The sequence below is a fragment of the Phenylobacterium sp. genome (assembly GCF_030651755.1).
GTDB lineage: Bacteria > Pseudomonadota > Alphaproteobacteria > Caulobacterales > Caulobacteraceae > Phenylobacterium.
The window spans coordinates 23,119-38,691 of sequence record NZ_JAUSBZ010000111.1 but is presented as its reverse complement, the minus strand read 5'-3'; the positions used below and the strand labels follow the sequence as shown (position 1 = coordinate 38,691).

Below are 15,573 nucleotides of genomic sequence, written 5' to 3'. Positions count from 1 at the left end.
GCCGAAATTGCCCTGGCCATTGATCAGCGGGTAGCGCTGGGAGAAGTCCTGGGCCAGGCGGACCAGGGCCTCATAGACCGCCGAGTCCCCATGGGGGTGGTACTTACCGATCACGTCGCCGACCACCCGGGCCGACTTCTTGGCCGAGGAATTGGGATCCAGGCGGAGCTGGCGCATGGCGAACAGCAGCCGCCGATGCACCGGCTTCAAGCCGTCGCGCACATCCGGCAGGGCCCGTCCTGTGATGGTCGAGAGCGCATAAGCCAGGTAGCGCCGCGACAGGGCCTCGGTGAGGGGCTCGTCGATAATGCGGTCGCCGTCGCCATCGGACGGCGGGGGGATGTGCTTGCTCATTGATTCTCCGTGGGCGCGATTTTAGCGCGCCGCAACCGCCCCGTCACAGGCGGTTGGCGTCAGACAGCCGGTCGATCATCCAGACCCTGGCCGGCGGCAGGGGCCGGTTGAGGGGATTGAAGACAAAAGCCTCCAGAAAGTGGCCCGTCAGATCGAGACCAGACCCGATATCGCCGGCCTCCAGCCCCCATTGCGCCGACAGCATGAAGGGCGGCAGGCGCAGCAGCTTGTCCTTGTAGGGCTCACCGGCCTCGGCGCTGACCGCCCGGCCTGTGCGGGGGCTGACATAGATCAGGTCGTCCACCGATCCCGTGGCTGCGCACTTGGACAGGTCCAGGCCAAAACCCAGGTCCTGCAGCAGACCCGCCTCGAACCGCACGAACACCGCCGGCCAGATGTCGGGGACCGCGAGGGCTGAAATCAGGGACTCCAGGGCCAGATAGGCGCCGTGGTGGGGTTCGCGCTCCGGCAGGGCGCCGGCGGCCACGGCCGCCGCCGCCGAGAGGCCATGCAGGGCTAGGGGGTCATCGAAGAGGGCGCCGGGTCCCTCCCCCATGGGCTCAAGGGTGACGGCGCCCAGCTGCTCGGCCACCCGGGCGCGAAACCGCACCCGGACCTGGGCGCCCGGCTGCAGGAAGGGCTTCAGGCGCCGTGACGCGCCGCCCGCCACATGGGCGGCGTAGCGACCGTGCTCGGAGGTCAGCAGATCGACGATGGCGCCGGTCTCGCCATGGGCCCGGGCCGAAAGCACGAAGGCGTCGTCCTCGAACTCCATCAGACGTCTCCCTTCAGACGTCGAAATCGAGGCCCACGTCGCCGTAGAACTCGCGCTTGTCGGCCCAGGTCTCGTCGACCTTCACATGCAGGAACAGGTGAACCTGACGGTCGAACAGCTCGGTGAGCTCCTCGCGGGATTTCTGGCCGATCCACTTCAGGGTCTGGCCGTTCTTGCCCAGAATAATCGGCCGCTGACTGTCGCGCTGGACATAGATGGTCTGTTCGATGCGCACCGAGCCGTCGCGGCGCTCCTCGAAGGCGGTAGTGTCCACCGCGGCCGCATAGGGCAGCTCCTCGTGGACCCGCAGATAGAGCTTCTCCCGGGTGATCTCGGCGGCCAGCAGGCGGGCGGGCAGGTCGGCCGTCTGCTCGGCCGGATAGAGCCAGGGGCCCTCGGGGACCAGTTCAGCCATCCGACGCTTGAGGTCGTCCACGCCGGAGCCGTCGGCGGCCGAGATCATGAACACCTCGGAATAGACGCCGGTGTCGAACAGGCGCTGGGACAGGGCCAGCAGACGCTCACGCTTGATCCCGTCGATCTTGTTCAGCGCCAGAATGGCCTTGCGGCCCGACGCCTTCAGCCCCTCGATGATCGTCTGGACGTCGATCACCGCCCGCTTGTCCGCCGGGCTGCCCGTCCCCTCGCCCACGGCGAGTTCCGCCTGGACATCGATCAGGTGGATGACGCCATCGGCCTCCTCGGCGCCGCCCCAGGCCGAGCGGACCATGGCCCGGTCCAGACGCCGACGGGGGGCGAAGATGCCAGGGGTGTCCACCAGCACGATCTGGCTTTCGCCCTCAATGGCGACGCCGCGCACGGGGAAACGCGTGGTCTGGACCTTCTGGGTGACGATGGAGACCTTGGCCCCCACCAGACGGTTGGTGAGGGTGGACTTGCCCGCATTGGGCGCTCCGATGATGGCGACGAAGCCGGCGCGGGTCATTGTGGTCCTTCGTGTTTCAACAGCATGGCCAGGGCGGCGGCCTTCTCGGCCTCCTGTTTGGAACGTCCCTGGGCGGCTTCGGGATCAAAGCCCTGGACCCTCACCTCGACGGTGAAGACGGGCGCGTGGTCAGGCCCCTCGCGGGCGACCACGCCATAGGTCGGTAGGGGCAGGCCCCGCCCCTGCGCCCATTCCTGGATCTGGGTCTTGGGATCCTTGCTCCGAGGGGCGCTCAGGCCCGCAAAGGCCTCGTCCCAGAAGCGCAGGAAAAAGGTCCGGGCGGTCTCGAAACCGCCGTCCACATAGAGGGCGCCGATCAGGGCCTCGCAGGCGTCCCCCAGCACGGTGTCTGAGTCCCGCGCCCCGATCTTGGTGGCGCTGGCCGAGAGCCGCAGGGCCTCTCCCAGGCCGATGTCCCGGGCGACCGTGGCGCACGCCTGATAGTTGACCAGCTCCGCCAGCCGTCGGCTCAGATCGCCTTCCCGCGCCTCAGCGTCCAGATCCATCAGGCGCTCGGCCGCCAGCAGGTTCAGCACCCGGTCCCCAAGGAATTCCAGACGCTCATAGTGGCGCACCTTGGTGGCGCCCTCGCCGACGCTGGCATGGGTCAGCGCACGCTCCAGCAGGTCGCGATCTGCAAACTGGTGGCCGATCCTCGCCTCGAGCTGAGCGACTGCGGCCGCACGCCGGTTCATGACCGGTGGATCACTGGAGGATATTGAAGAACCGACCGGGCCGGGCTTCGGTGACCCAGGTCCAGGGCTTGAACAGGGACGCCGCACGTTCCCAGGACAGCAGGATCACCTGCGCCTTGCCCACCAGATGGTCGGCCGGCACATAGCCCACCCCGATCTCGGCCGGGGCGCGGCTGTCCAGGGAGTTGTCCCGGTGGTCGCCCATGAAGAAGTAGTGGCCCTCGGGCACCAGGAACGGACCCTTGTTGTCCATCTCGCCGTCGGGACCCAGGTCATAGGTCACATAGGTCCGGCCGTCGGGCATCGTTTCACGATAGCGCATCACTTCGCGGGTGAAGCCGTATCCCGTGTCGATGATCCCCGGCGACATGGCCTCCCGGGGGATCGGCTCGCCATTGAGGATGATCTGGCCCCCGCGGATCTCGATCCGGTCGCCGGGCATGCCGATCAGGCGCTTGATGTAGTCGGTGCGACCATCCCGGGGCAGCTTGAACACCACGATATCCCCCCGCGAAGGCTCGCGGGCCATGATGCGGCCCTGAAACAGCGGCGGGCTGAAGGGAATGGAGTGGCGGGAATAGCCGTAGGAGTATTTGGAGACGATGATGTAGTCGCCTTCCAGCAGGTTCGGCTCCATTGAGGCCGAGGGAATGGTGAAGGGCTGGAAGAACAGCACCCGCAGGACCAGGGCGATCAGCAGGGCGTAGACGACCGTTTTCACGATCTCGACGATCTCCTGGATGGCGTCAGGCTTCTCCGAAGCCGGCGCGCTCTGCACGTTCTCACTCATGCGGTGTCCTTGGGGCGCGAAAAGAGCGCGCGGAATGGGATTAGCTATCGTCTGGGCCGTCCCGTAGCAAGCCAAGCGCCCCAGAAGCCGGCCATATCGCCCATTCCCCGACGCCCTGATGCTATTCGGGCACGGCCTCGATGATCACAAAGGCCTGGGCGTAGGGGTGGTCGTCGGTCAGGGTCACATGCACCACCGCCCTGTGGCCGGCCGGCGTGATCTCCTGCAAACGCTTCAGAGCCCCATTGGTCAGCGCCATGGTCGGCGCGCCAGAGGGCATGTTGGCCACCCCCATGTCGCGCCAGAAAACGCCGCGGCGGAAACCGGTGCCCAGCGCCTTGGAGCAGGCCTCCTTGGCGGCGAACCGCTTGGCGTAGCTGGCGGCCTTGTCGGGCTTACGTTCGGACCGCCGCTGCTCGGTCTCGGTGAAGATGCGGCGGATGAACCGTTCCCCGAACCGGTCCAGCGTCTTTTCGATCCGCCGGATATCGGCGAGGTCTGAGCCCAGGCCGATGATCACGCCGCCCTCTCCCCGCGAACCTGGTCCATCAGGGTCCGCATCTGGGCGATGGCCGCCGGCAGGCCGATGAAGATGGCCTCACCGATCAGGAAGTGGCCGATATTCAGCTCCACCACCTGCGGGATGGCCGCGATCGGCTTGACGGTCTCAAAGTCGATCCCGTGACCCGCATGGACCTCCAGGCCCAGGCGCCCGGCCTCGGCCGCTGCGGCGGCCAGGCGCGACAGGTGCTCGGCCGCGCGGGGATCGCCGTCGCGCACGGCGTCGCAATAGGCGCCGGTGTGAAGCTCAACCACCTGGGCGCCCATGGCCTTGGCCGCGGCCACCTGGTCCAGGTCTGAGTCGATGAAGCAGGAGACGCGGATGCCCGCAGCCGCCAGCCGGCCGACCACCGGGGCGACATTGTTGTGGCCCTTGATCAAATCGAGCCCGCCTTCGGTGGTCACCTCTTCCCGGCGTTCGGGCACCAGGCAGGCTGCGTGCGGCAGGTGGCGGAGCGCAATGGCCTCCATCTCGGCGGTCACCGCCATCTCGAAGTTCAGCGGCCGCCCGCGGCGCCTCAGAACCACCGCCAGGGCGTCGATGTCAGCGTCCGAGATATGCCGACGATCCTCTCGCAGGTGGGCGGTGATGCCGTCGGCGCCGGCCATCAGGGCCAGCTCCGCCGCCCGCACCGGGTCAGGATAGGCCGCGCCCCGGGCGTTCCGGATGGTCGCCACATGGTCGATATTGACCCCCAGACGCAGGGAACCGCTCACGTGTTCAGCCTCCGACTGCCGGGGTCCTCGATCGGGATCGCCGCCAGTTCGGGGGGAAGTTGGTCAGCGGGATAGGCCGGCACGTCCAGGCGGGCCAGGACCAGGAAGGGCGCCCCCGGATCGGCCCTGCCGCCCGAACGATCGACGAGGGCTGCGGCGCAGACCACCTCGCCGCCGGCCTCTCGGATCGCCTCGACACACTCGCGGGAGGACAGCCCCGTTGAGACGATGTCCTCGACCATGGCCACCCGGGCGCCGGGTTTCAGAGCGAAGGCCCGTCGAAACTGCAGCTTTCCGTCCACGCGCTCGACATACATGGACGGCACGCCCAGCTGGCGAGCGGTCTCGTAGCCGGGGATGATCCCGCCCACCGCGGGCGACACGCAGACATCGACCTCGCCCACCTCGCGGCGGATCAAATCCGCCAGGGCCTTGCACAACCGCTCAGTCCGGTCAGGATACTGGAAGACCAAATTCTTCTGCAGGAAAACCGCCGAGTGAAGGCCCGAGGAGAGCACGAAATGGCCCTCTCGCAGGGCGCCGGCGCCGCGGAATTCCTCAAGCACTTCGTCTGTGGTCATTTGGCCGACTCCTTGTGGGCGAATTATCTGAGGGCGACCTAGATGTCACGTCCGCCCGCCAATATGGGATTGGAGATTCGTAGGAGCCGAGTTCGTTCATGCCCGGGATTATCACGACCGAGCGCCTGAGACTGCGCCCCGCCCAGGCCAGCGACCTTGAGGCCATGCACGAGATTCTGTCCTCGGCCCATGCCATGGCCTTCTGGTCCACCCTGCCCCACGAGAAGCTGGAAGAGACCAAGCTTTGGCTGGACGGCATGATGGCAACCCGCAATGACGACTTCATCGTCGAGACCAAGGCCGGCGAGGTGGTGGGCAAGGTCGGCTTCTGGGCCGATCCGGAAATCGGCTACATCCTCCACCCCAAGGCCCAGGGCCAGGGCTACGCCCATGAGGCGGTCTCAGCCGTCATCGACCGGGCATTCAAGGAACGCGGCCTGACCGAGGCCACCGCCGATGTGGACCCCAAGAACGCCAGTTCCCGGCGGTTGCTGGAGCGGCTGGGCTTCGTGGTGGTGGGGAGCGCCAAGAAGACCTACCTGCTGGGCCACACCTGGGCCGACAGCCTCTATCTGCGCTGCACGCCGCAGACCTTCCCCGGCGCCAAGACCCCCTGGAACTGGATGGCGCCTCAGCCGGCCTGAGACGGGCCAGGCGCCTCTCCCGACAAGTTGCGACCAGTTTGCAACTAATGGGCCGCCAAGGTTAAGGTTGGGTCAGAGGCGTGATCGACGCCCGGTTCGACATTCGAGGAAACGGCCCATGACTCCCCCATCCCTCTCACCCCCGCCGACCGGCGGGGCGCGGCTTCTGCGCGCGGCCATGGCGCCTCTGGCCGCCATCATCCTGGCAGGGGCAGCCCAGGCGCAGGCGGCGGACCGCCCGCTGGGACAGGGTGAGGTGGAGATCCGACGCACCGCTCATGGCGTCCCGCATATCCGCGCCCTGGATCGGGAGGGGCTCGGCTTTGGGGCAGGCTATGCCTACGCCCAGGACAACATCTGTCTGATGGCCGACCAGATCGTGACCCTCAGCGGCGAGCGGGCGCTAACCTTCGGCGCCGATGGAGAGACCACGGTGTCCTTCCGCCCGATCCCCAATGTCGAGGCCGACGTCTTCTTCCGGACGATCTTCGACATGGACGCCCTGCGACAGGCCTTTGCGGAGGTCGATCCCCGCTATGCCGACATGGTCCGGGGTTATGTGGCGGGCTATAATCGCTATCTCAGCGACACGGGCCGCGCTGCCCTGCCGGCGCCTTGCCGCGACGCCGACTGGGTCCGGCCCATCACCCTCGACGACCTGCTCCGCCTGAACGACGAGAAGATGGTCCAGGCCAGCGCCGGGGCCTGGCTGTCGTCGATCGTCGCGGCCAAGCCGCCGGGCGGCGCGGCCCAGACCGCCCTCCTGGCCCCTGAGCCGGCGCAATATGCCGGTCTGGGCAGCAATGGCTGGGCCTTCGGCAAGGAAGCGACCGCGCAGGGCCGAGGCCTTGTCCTGGCAAATCCGCACTTCCCCTGGGCGACCACCAACCGGTTCTATCAGGTTCATCTGACCCTTCCGGGCGAGCTGGATGTCATGGGCGTCACCATGGCCGGCCTGCCCGGCGTCTCCATCGGCTTCAACAAGGACGTGGCCTGGACCCACACCGTCTCCACCGACCGTCACTTCTCGCTCTTTCAGTTGGACCTGAAGCCGGGCGATCCGATGACCTATCTGGTGGATGGCGCATCTCATCCGATCGAGGCCGTCGAGGTCGCGGTTCCCGTCAAGGGCGAGGCTGAGCCGCGCCGCAGGACGGTCTATCGGACGGCCTACGGACCCGTCGTCGCGGCTCCGTCCAGCGGCTTTGCCTGGGACACAGCCCACGCCTACGCCCTGCGCGACGCCAACCGCGGCAATCTGCGCGCCTCGGAAGTCTGGCTGCGGTTCGGCGTGGCGAGCTCCGTCGAGGACATCCACCAGGCCCTGGTGGAGAGCGTCGGCATGCCCTGGGTGAACACCATCGCCGCCGACCGTCATGGCCGCGCCCTCTATGCCGACATCACCGCGACACCCAATCTCAGCGACGCCCATATGCAGACCTGCGCCGCCGAGGCGCCGGCGGCGGCCAATTGGCGGGCCGCCCGGCTCTTCGTACTGGACGGCGCCCGGGGCGCCTGTGACTGGCCCGTGTCAGCCGAGACGCCCGTCGCGGGCCTGATGCCCGGGAGCGCCATGCCCGCCCTGTTCCGCGACGACTTCGTGGCCAACAGCAATGACAGCTACTGGCTGACCAATCCGGCCGCGCCCCTCACCGGCTTCCCGCGGGTCATCGGCGAAGAAGGCGTACCGCAGAACCTGCGCACCCGCTCGGGTCTGCTGGAGATCGCCGCGTGGCGCGAGGGAAGCGACGGGCAAGCCGGCCGCCTGTTTGACCGCAAGGGGGTGGAGACCATTCTCTACCGCAACAGGGTCCTGGCCGCCGACCTCGTTCTGGATGACCTGCTCGCCGCCTGCGGCCAGACCCCGCGCCAGACCCTGGAGACCGGGGTCGTCGACCTCACCCAGGCCTGCGCCGTCCTGGCCCGCTGGGATCGTCGGGCCGACGCCGACAGCGTCGGAACCCACCTCTTCCTGGAGTTCTGGACCACCGCCCACAAGATCCCTGACCTCTATGCGATCCCCTTCGATCCAAAGCAGCCGGTGACCACCCCGCACGGCCTGAGCCCATCGCCCGAGGTGCGCGCCGCCGCCCTGCGCGCCCTGGCCGAGGCCGTCCGCCTGACCCAGTCCCGCGGCCTGGCGCTGGACTCCCCCTGGGGTCAGGTTCAGGTCCGCCCGGTGGGCGCTGAGCGGCTGGCCGTCCACGGGGCCGACGGGGACATCGGGGTGCTGAACGCCCAGCGTTCGGTCTGGAGCGATGAGGCCAAGGCCTATCTGCCGGTCCATGGCTCAAGCTATGTGCAGGTTGTGGAATTCGAGGCGGACGGACCCAAGGCCGAGACGGTGCTCAGCTATGGCCAGAGCGCCCATCCGGACTCACCCCACTATGGAGACCAGACCCGTCTCTATGCCGCCGAAGCCTGGTGGCCCCTGCCCTTCACCGAGGCCGAGATCGCTGCTGATCCGGCCCTGACCGTGACTCGACTGACCCGTTGACCATAGCGACCGGGCGGCGGGTTCAGCCCTTCGCCCGGTCCACCGTCTCGACGCTGGGATTGGCCCGCAGGGCCGCGGCGATGTGGGTCAGGTGCTTGGCGTCCTTGACCTCGAGGTCGAAGTCCACATCGAAGAAGTCCCGCTGGCGGTGGTGCATGCGCAGGTTGACGATGTTGCCGCCCGCCTCGCCGATCACCGTACAGACCTGGCCCAGCATGCCCGGCGCGTTCTTGATCGTCGCCACCAGGCTCGACCGGGAGATGGTGTTGCGCTCGGCTTCCGGCGTCCATTGCAGGTCGCGCCAGACCTCCTCGCGGTCCTCGAACTCCGCCAGGGCCGCGCAATCGATGGTGTGGATCGCCAGACCGCCGCCCTCAGCGTCGAGAATCCCGACAATGCGGTCCCCCGGCACCGGGCTGCAGCAGGGCGCAAAGTGCAGGTTCAGTCCCTGGCTCAACCCGCTGCCGCGAACAAACAACCTGGCGCCGACGCCGCCTTCGATCCGCCGCTGGGCGGTGGCCGCGGCGCGGTCAGAGGCGTTCAGGCCGGGGAAGACCACGTCCAGCACCTGGGTCGGCGTCACCCGGCCCCGGCCGACAGCCTCATAGAGATCATCCTCCGCCGCCGTCGCAAACCGGTCGAGCGCCGGCCGCAGGGAGACGTCGGCCAGGCGCTTGCCGGCCCGCTCGAAGGTCTGCTCCACCGTGGCGCGGCCGAGCCTGGTGAATTCGTCCTTCTCGCTCTGGCGGATGTGCCGGCGGATGGCTGAGCGAGCGCGCCCGGTGACCGTCAGGGAGCGCCAGTCCGGCGGCACCACAGGCTTGGCCCCGCGGATCACCTCCACCACGTCGCCGTTCTGCAGCAGGGTGCGAAGGGGGCGCAGCTCGCCATTGACCTTCACCCCGATGCAGGTGTCGCCCACATCGGTGTGGACGGCATAGGCGAAGTCCAGGGGCATGGCGCCCCGGGGCAGGCTGACCAGCCGGCCCTTGGGCGTGAAGACGAACACCTGGTCGAGGAACATTTCGAGCTTGGCGTGCTCCACCAGCTCGTCCACATCGCCGCCGTGCTCCAGCAGCTGGACCAGGTGGCGCAGATTGACCAGCGGATCGCGCCCGCCGGCCGCGGCCTGGGCCTCGGCGTCGAAGCCATAGCTCTCGTTCTTGTAGCGCCAGTGGGCGGCGACCCCGTCCTCGGCCACCCGGTCCATGGCCTCGGTGCGGATCTGCATCTCGATACGCATGCCGCGGGGGCCGACGACGGTGGTGTGGATCGAGCGGTAGTTGTTCCGCTTCGGGGTCGAAATGTAGTCCTTGAACCGCTCGGGCACGCTGGACCAGGCCCGGTGGATGACGCCCAGCGCCCGGTAGCAATCCTCTTCGGAATCGACGATCACCCGGAAGGCGTAGATGTCCGACAGCTGGGAGAAGCCGATCGATTTGCGCTGCAGCTTGCGCCAGATGGAGAAGGGATGCTTCTCGCGGCCAAACACCCGGGCCGGAACGCCGGCCTCGGCCAGCTTACCCAGCACCTCGTCGGAGACCACCGAAACCGCCCCGCCCTGCTCCTGGCGCAGCGCCGACAGGCGCCGGCCGATGGCGTCGCGGGCCACCGGGTTCAGGTGGATGAAGGCCAGCTCCTCCAGCTCGGTGCAGATGCGGTGGCAGCCGATGGAGCGCGCCAGCGGCGCATAGATGTCCAGGGTCTCCCGGGCGATCCGCTCGCGCTTGGCCGGGTTCTTGATGAACTCCAGCGTGCGCATGTTGTGCAGCCGGTCGGCCAGCTTGACCATCAGGACGCGCACGTCCTTGGAGATGGCCAGGATGAATTTGCGCAGGTTCTCCGCCTGCCGGGTGTGTTCGGAATTGCCTTCCAGCTGCGAGAGCTTGGTGACGCCCTCCACCAGCTCGCCGATCTCTTCGCCGAACAGCTGGTCGATATCGGCCCGACTGACCGGACAGTCCTCGATCACGTCATGCAGCAGGGCCGTGACGATGGTCGCGGTGTCCAGGCGGTACTCGGTGAGGATGCCCGCCACCTCGATGGGGTGGGCGAAATAGGGGTCGCCGGACGCGCGCTTCTGCGAGCCATGCATCCGCATGGCGTAGACATAGGCGCGGTTCAGCAGCGCCTCGTCGGCGGTGGGGTCGTAGGAGCGGACCTTCTCGATCAGCTCATATTGGCGAAGCAGCCTGGGGGGACGCGCCGGCACGGGCGCGTCCTTGGGCTCGGCGACGGGTTGGGCCGCCTGGACGGTAAGGGGGTCTGCGCCTTCGGGGCTCAGTACCGCTCCTCCTGACCGCCATCCCGGTCGCTCTGCAGGGCCCGGATCAGTTCCAGCTCGCTCATCTGGGCGTGGGTCGGATCGGCCAGCAGGGCCAGGGTCTCGGCCTCTTCTTCGGCCTCGGTGTGTTCGTCCACACGCTGCAGGCTGGAGATCAGGTTCTCGCGCAGCTCCTCGGCGTCGACCACGTCATCGGCGATCTCGCGCAGGGCGACCACGGGGTTCTTGTCGTTGTCCCGGTCCACCAGCAGCTGGGCGCCGGCGGAGATGCCCCGCGCACGATGGGCCGCCAGAAGAACCAGGTTGAAGCGGTTCGGAACCTTCTGGATGCAATCTTCGACGGTGACGCGGGCCATGAAATCCTCAGATCTGATCTAGAACCCGCCAAAATAGGCGGTTCGCACCGATTGTGCAACGCCGCAGACAGACATGTGCTCAAGCCGAAACCCGTTAACGCCGTCGCATGCCGTCAACTGCTGCGGGTATCGCAGGAGTTAGAGTGTGGGAACAAGCCGAATGCACCAGTTTCCAGCTCTCCTCGGGGGAAGGCGGACACCTCTTAGCGGAATTCGCAAGCAAATATCTGGCGACGAGCCAAAAGTCGCAAGATTTCTGGTTCTAGCGATTACGACGCGATGGGAAAATTAGCCGCCACATGAACCCCCACAACACCCGTCCCCAAATCCACCGAAGCAAAACTGCTTGAAGAACACAAACCAGCAACATGATAACGAAGAAGGAAATCATGTTTTGCGAACCCCACTCATGCATTGCGGTCATAAACAGCAGCATGGTGAATAAAGCGACAGCTGCCGAAAGCCCGATGCGCGGACCTATATTTGACACCTCGGTCCTCCGATCTAAACGAAATCTGGTGAAGTTGGAGATGGGCGCACCCCCGTCAGCCGCGTCCGGCTCGCCAACCATGGCACAAGTCCCATGCATTTCGCTTTGGGGCGTCAAGCCCCAACCTTAACAGAGGGAAGGAAATTGGGGACACGCACCACTTCAGCCAAAATCCTCGTATTTGCGACCTTCGTTAGCCTAGGCGATCACAGCCTTCTTCGGCCGCCCACCCTTCCGACCGTTCTCGCGGGCGGCGCTCGCCTTCCGCGCCGAGCGCGCGCGGCCACCGGCTGCGCCGAGGGTTCTGGCCATCCAGGCCTTGGAGCCGAAGACGCCTGAGAGCAGTCCCGGCACATGGAGGTCCACGTCGAGGCTTGGCCAGTGGAGACCATCGCCCAGCGGACTGATCTCGATCTCGGACAGCTCAGCGGGCGTGGCGGCCTCCAGCCCTTCGGCCAAACGCGGTGGGAAGGCCAGTTCAAGGCCATTGTCTAGCTCAACCACAATGCGTGACACGCGTCGGTCGTAACGCGCCGTCACCGCTTTGGGCTGACCCTTCAGATCCTCCTGAAGCCGCGCCTCGGCGGCGATCCGCTCAGCGTCAGTAATCGCCATGGATCTGCTCCCATGCACCACATAGCGCCGCGAGTTTAGCGGCCAAGGCGTCCGCGATCCGGTTCAGCTCGGCCGTCGTCAGGCCATAGCTACCCCGCAAACTCGGCGGACCATCGGGACAGGCGAGCCAGAAGATGGCCTGCGTCCCCGCCCCCAGGACATGCACATGGGCTGGCCTGTGATCATTGGTGTAGATCACAACACGCAGGCCGCCGATGCGCAGGACCGTGGGCATGTTCAGACCTTACCATAACCCAAGCGCTTGGGAAATGGACGCAGAGCGCCCCCTCACCCTACCCGCGCGTCACACCCGACGCTCGCCCCCGCCGCCAACGCCTGCGCCGTCTCCCCCAACACCGGATGGCGCCAGTCCGGGGCGATTTCGGCGAGCGGGCCCATGACGAACAGACGGGTGTGGGCGCGGGGATGGGGCAGGATCAGGTCTGGCAGGTCGATAACGCGACGCCCATGGGCGATCAGATCGAGATCCAGCGTCCTGGGGGCGTTCCTTTCGCCCCGATTGCGGTTGAATTCCGCCTCGATTGAAAACAGGGTACGCAGAACCGAACTCGGTTCATTCGGCGTCTCGACAATGGCGACGCCGTTGCGATACTCCGGGGCTGAGGGGTCCGGCCAGGCGGCCGAGCGCCACCAGCGGGACCGATGAAGAACAGGCAATCCCGCCTGATCCAGACGCGCCAGGGCGGCTTCCAGAAGGGCTTCCGAGGACGAGAAATCTCCGGCGAGATTACTGCCCAGGGCGATCACCACCGCTCCGTCCCAGCCCGACCCCGCGCCGCTTTCAAGGAATTCCACGCTTATGACCTTCTACCCCACCGATCGGCTCGCCCTCTTTATCGACGGCGCGAACCTGTACTCGGCGGCCAAGGGACTCGGCTTCGACATCGACTACCGCAAGCTGCTGGAAGAGTTTCGCAAGCGCGGCGTGCTGGTGCGGGCCTACTACTACACCGCGCTTGTGGAGGACCAGGAGTACTCCCCCATCCGCCCCCTGGTGGACTGGCTGGACTACAATGGCTTCCGCCTGGTGACCAAGGCCGCCCGAGAGTACACCGACGCGCAAGGGCGCAAGCGCTGGCGCGGCGACATGGATGTGGAGATCGCCGTCGACATGATGGAGATGGCCGAGCACGCCGACCATCTGCTGCTGTTCTCCGGCGACGGAGACTTCCGCTGTCTGGTGGAGGCGGTTCAGCGCCGGGGCGCCCGGGTGACCGTGGTCTCGACGGTGAAGTCGCAGCCGCCGATGGCCTCAGATGATCTGCGGCGCCAGGCCGACGCCTTCATCGACCTTGCCGACCTGTCGGAGATCATCGGCCGGCCCTCCCGCCTGCCCCGGTTCCTGCAGGAGAGCCGCATGGGCGGCGAAGCCCAGGCCGATGCCGAAAGCTGAGCTCGCCGGTCGCGCCGCCGAGCCGCCCCGGGACTGTCCGCTCTGCCCCCGGCTGGTGGCCTATCGACAGGTCAATCGCGACGCCCATCCCGACTGGTGGAATGGCCCGGCGCCCTCCTTCGGCGATCCCGAGGCCCGGCTCGCCGTGGTGGGCCTGGCGCCCGGACGCATGGGCGCCAACCGCACCGGCCGTCCCTTCACCGGCGATTTCGCCGGCGTGCTGCTGTTTGAGACGCTGATCAAGCAGGGCTTTGCGGAAGGATCCTATGAGGCCCGGCCCGATGACGGCCTGCGCCTGATCGACTGCCTGATCACCAACGCCGTGCGCTGCGCGCCCCCGGGCAACAAGCCGGAGACCGCGGAAGAGGCCACATGCCGGCCCTTCCTGACGGCGCGCCTGGATGAGCTGCCGAACCTGAAGGTGATCGTCACCCTGGGGGATGTGTCCCGGCGCAACGTCCTGCGGGCCCTGGGCCTGAAGGCCTCGGCCGGCGTCGGCGGCCATGGCTCAGAGTTCCAGGCCGGCCCCTATACGGTGATCAATTCCTATCACTGCTCGCGGCTGAACACGAACACCGGCCGGCTCACGCCGCAGATGTTCGAGGACATCTTCATCCGGGCGCGTGAGCTGCTCGCCGCCTAGCTCCGCCAATAGTGGTAGCGCCAGAGCGGCGCAAAGCCGGCCCGGGCATAGAGGGCGAGCGCCGGCGCATTGCCCGCCTCCACCTGCAGGAAGGCCCGCGTGGCCCCGCGCTCAAGACCCGCCTGGGCCAGCCGCGCCATCACCTGTCCCGCCAGGCCCTGTCCCCGGCGGCCTCGCCGGGTGCGCATGCCGTGCAGACTGGCCCAGTCCGCGCTCAGGCTAAGCACGCCCACCGCATGGGTCCCCTCCCCGTCGCGCACGGCGGCGAACACCGCGCCCGGCGAACTCGACAGCACCGCCACCCGCTGCGCGCCGTCCTCGGGATCAAAGCCCTCCCCCAGGAACACCGAGGCCCAGGCCTCGTCCGGGCGCTCCAGCAGGACGACCTCGTCCGGGTCAGCGACTGCAGCCACCCTGGCCAGGTCGGCGCCCATCACCAGGGTCGGCTGGATCGGAACATAGCCCCGTTTGGCCAGGGCCTCGGCGAGGCTCGACAGCCCCTCAACCTCTGGCAGGCGAAAGACCGGCGACATGTCCTGGGCGCGAAAGGCCGCCTCGATCCGGGCGATCAGCCCGTCATCGCGCACCAGGGTGTGGGCCAGCGGCGCGGCGCTGTGGGCGCGGCCGATGGTTCCTGGCCGCAAGCCCAGGATCCAGGGTCCGATCACTTCATGGGCGTCATGGGCGACGGCGGCGATGGTCGCCCGCTCGATGGCCTCGATCTCGGCCGGGCTCGGGGCGGTCAGGCTCACCCCTTGTCGCGGAGCAGCCGGGCCTTGTCCCGGGCCCAGTCCCGCTCGGCCGAGGTTTCGCGCTTGTCGTGCAGCTTCTTGCCCTTGGCGAGCGCGATCTCCAGCTTGGCCAGGCCCTTGTCATTCCAATAGAGCTTGGTGGGCACGATGGTGCGCCCTTCCCGCTGGACCGCCCCGATCAGACGGTCGATCTGCTTGCGGTGCAGCAGCAGTTTCCGCGGACGCCGCGGCTCATGGTTGAAGTGGCTGGCCTTGGCGTAGGGCGGGATGTCGGCGTTGATCAGCACGATGTCGCGCCCCTCAACCGCGGCATAGGATTCGGCGATATTGGCCTTGCCCGCCCGCAGGGACTTCACCTCGCTGCCGGTGAGGGCTAGCCCCGCCTCCATGGCGTCGTCGAGGAAGTAGTCGAACCTTGCGCGCCGGTTCTCGGCGATGGGTTTTCCCGCCATGACGCCC

19 protein-coding genes are annotated in these 15,573 nt (G+C 67.4%); 4 read left to right on the top strand and 15 right to left on the bottom strand.

Annotated elements, in window-relative coordinates:
- From Q7V15_RS10340 to pyrE, 8 genes are all read right to left on the bottom strand, one after another.
- Positions 1-354 (bottom strand): DNA gyrase subunit A (locus Q7V15_RS10340; protein ID WP_304755478.1); only part of this gene is annotated, 354 nt, incomplete at its 3' end.
- Positions 355-397: 43 nt separating this feature from the next.
- On the bottom strand, positions 398-1,129 hold the full coding sequence (recO, locus tag Q7V15_RS10335; protein WP_304755477.1) for a DNA repair protein RecO: 732 nt from the start codon (positions 1,127-1,129) through the stop codon (positions 398-400).
- Between the two features lie 13 nt (positions 1,130-1,142).
- Positions 1,143-2,075 carry a GTPase Era gene (era, locus tag Q7V15_RS10330; RefSeq protein WP_304755476.1) on the bottom strand — a complete coding sequence of 311 codons (933 nt, stop codon included), beginning with the start codon at positions 2,073-2,075 and terminating at the stop codon, positions 1,143-1,145.
- Complete coding sequence (rnc, locus tag Q7V15_RS10325) at positions 2,072-2,770, bottom strand: ribonuclease III (RefSeq protein WP_304755475.1); 699 nt, start codon at positions 2,768-2,770, stop codon at positions 2,072-2,074. The genes era and rnc overlap by 4 nt, the downstream gene beginning before the upstream one ends.
- Before the next feature lie 10 nt (positions 2,771-2,780).
- Positions 2,781-3,560 carry a signal peptidase I gene (gene lepB, locus Q7V15_RS10320; RefSeq protein ID WP_304755474.1) on the bottom strand — a complete coding sequence of 260 codons (780 nt, stop codon included), beginning with the start codon at positions 3,558-3,560 and terminating at the stop codon, positions 2,781-2,783.
- Between the two features lie 121 nt (positions 3,561-3,681).
- Positions 3,682-4,080, bottom strand: a complete 399-nt coding sequence (gene acpS / locus Q7V15_RS10315; RefSeq protein ID WP_304755473.1) for a holo-ACP synthase — start codon at positions 4,078-4,080, stop codon at positions 3,682-3,684.
- Positions 4,077-4,838 carry a pyridoxine 5'-phosphate synthase gene (locus tag Q7V15_RS10310; RefSeq protein ID WP_304755472.1) on the bottom strand — a complete coding sequence of 254 codons (762 nt, stop codon included), beginning with the start codon at positions 4,836-4,838 and terminating at the stop codon, positions 4,077-4,079. Before Q7V15_RS10310 ends, acpS begins: the two co-directional genes overlap by 4 nt.
- Positions 4,835-5,419 (bottom strand): orotate phosphoribosyltransferase, encoded by a 585-nt coding sequence (gene pyrE, locus Q7V15_RS10305; protein WP_304755471.1) that lies wholly within the window; start codon positions 5,417-5,419, stop codon positions 4,835-4,837. The genes Q7V15_RS10310 and pyrE overlap by 4 nt, the downstream gene beginning before the upstream one ends.
- A gap of 98 nt (positions 5,420-5,517) precedes the next feature.
- Between pyrE and Q7V15_RS10300 the strand changes: the two genes are divergently transcribed.
- Complete coding sequence (locus tag Q7V15_RS10300) at positions 5,518-6,063, top strand: GNAT family N-acetyltransferase (protein WP_304755470.1); 546 nt, start codon at positions 5,518-5,520, stop codon at positions 6,061-6,063.
- A gap of 118 nt (positions 6,064-6,181) precedes the next feature.
- Positions 6,182-8,560, top strand: coding sequence for an acylase (locus Q7V15_RS10295; RefSeq protein WP_304755469.1), 2,379 nt, complete (start codon positions 6,182-6,184; stop codon positions 8,558-8,560).
- Positions 8,561-8,582: 22 nt separating this feature from the next.
- On the opposite strand, the gene Q7V15_RS10290 is transcribed toward Q7V15_RS10295, so the two are convergent.
- The 5 genes from Q7V15_RS10290 to folK form a co-directional block, all read right to left on the bottom strand.
- Positions 8,583-10,772: a bifunctional (p)ppGpp synthetase/guanosine-3',5'-bis(diphosphate) 3'-pyrophosphohydrolase gene (locus Q7V15_RS10290; protein ID WP_304755468.1), complete on the bottom strand. Its 2,190-nt coding sequence runs from the start codon at positions 10,770-10,772 to the stop codon at positions 8,583-8,585.
- Between the two features lie 68 nt (positions 10,773-10,840).
- Positions 10,841-11,200, bottom strand: a complete 360-nt coding sequence (gene rpoZ / locus Q7V15_RS10285; protein ID WP_293316865.1) for a DNA-directed RNA polymerase subunit omega — start codon at positions 11,198-11,200, stop codon at positions 10,841-10,843.
- 688 nt (positions 11,201-11,888) lie between these two features.
- Entirely contained in the window at positions 11,889-12,305 is a 417-nt protein-coding gene (locus Q7V15_RS10280) for a DUF2442 domain-containing protein (RefSeq protein WP_304755467.1), read from the bottom strand.
- A complete protein-coding gene (locus Q7V15_RS10275) occupies positions 12,292-12,540 on the bottom strand; it encodes a DUF4160 domain-containing protein (protein ID WP_304755466.1) in 249 nt (82 codons plus the stop codon). Before Q7V15_RS10275 ends, Q7V15_RS10280 begins: the two co-directional genes overlap by 14 nt.
- Before the next feature lie 53 nt (positions 12,541-12,593).
- Positions 12,594-13,121 carry a 2-amino-4-hydroxy-6-hydroxymethyldihydropteridine diphosphokinase gene (gene folK / locus Q7V15_RS10270; RefSeq protein WP_304755465.1) on the bottom strand — a complete coding sequence of 176 codons (528 nt, stop codon included), beginning with the start codon at positions 13,119-13,121 and terminating at the stop codon, positions 12,594-12,596.
- 4 nt (positions 13,122-13,125) lie between these two features.
- Between folK and Q7V15_RS10265 the strand changes: the two genes are divergently transcribed.
- Both Q7V15_RS10265 and Q7V15_RS10260 read left to right on the top strand, forming a co-directional pair.
- A complete protein-coding gene (locus Q7V15_RS10265) occupies positions 13,126-13,719 on the top strand; it encodes an NYN domain-containing protein (protein WP_304755464.1) in 594 nt (197 codons plus the stop codon).
- Positions 13,706-14,362, top strand: coding sequence for a uracil-DNA glycosylase (locus Q7V15_RS10260; RefSeq protein ID WP_304755463.1), 657 nt, complete (start codon positions 13,706-13,708; stop codon positions 14,360-14,362). Before Q7V15_RS10265 ends, Q7V15_RS10260 begins: the two co-directional genes overlap by 14 nt.
- Here the strand turns inward: Q7V15_RS10260 and Q7V15_RS10255 are convergent.
- Together Q7V15_RS10255 and smpB are read right to left on the bottom strand one after the other, a co-directional pair.
- Positions 14,359-15,114 (bottom strand): GNAT family N-acetyltransferase, encoded by a 756-nt coding sequence (locus Q7V15_RS10255; RefSeq protein ID WP_304755462.1) that lies wholly within the window; start codon positions 15,112-15,114, stop codon positions 14,359-14,361. The genes Q7V15_RS10260 and Q7V15_RS10255 overlap by 4 nt on opposite strands.
- Positions 15,111-15,566: an SsrA-binding protein SmpB gene (smpB, locus tag Q7V15_RS10250; protein ID WP_293316850.1), complete on the bottom strand. Its 456-nt coding sequence runs from the start codon at positions 15,564-15,566 to the stop codon at positions 15,111-15,113. The genes Q7V15_RS10255 and smpB overlap by 4 nt, the downstream gene beginning before the upstream one ends.
- Between the last annotated feature and the right edge of the window lie 7 nt (positions 15,567-15,573).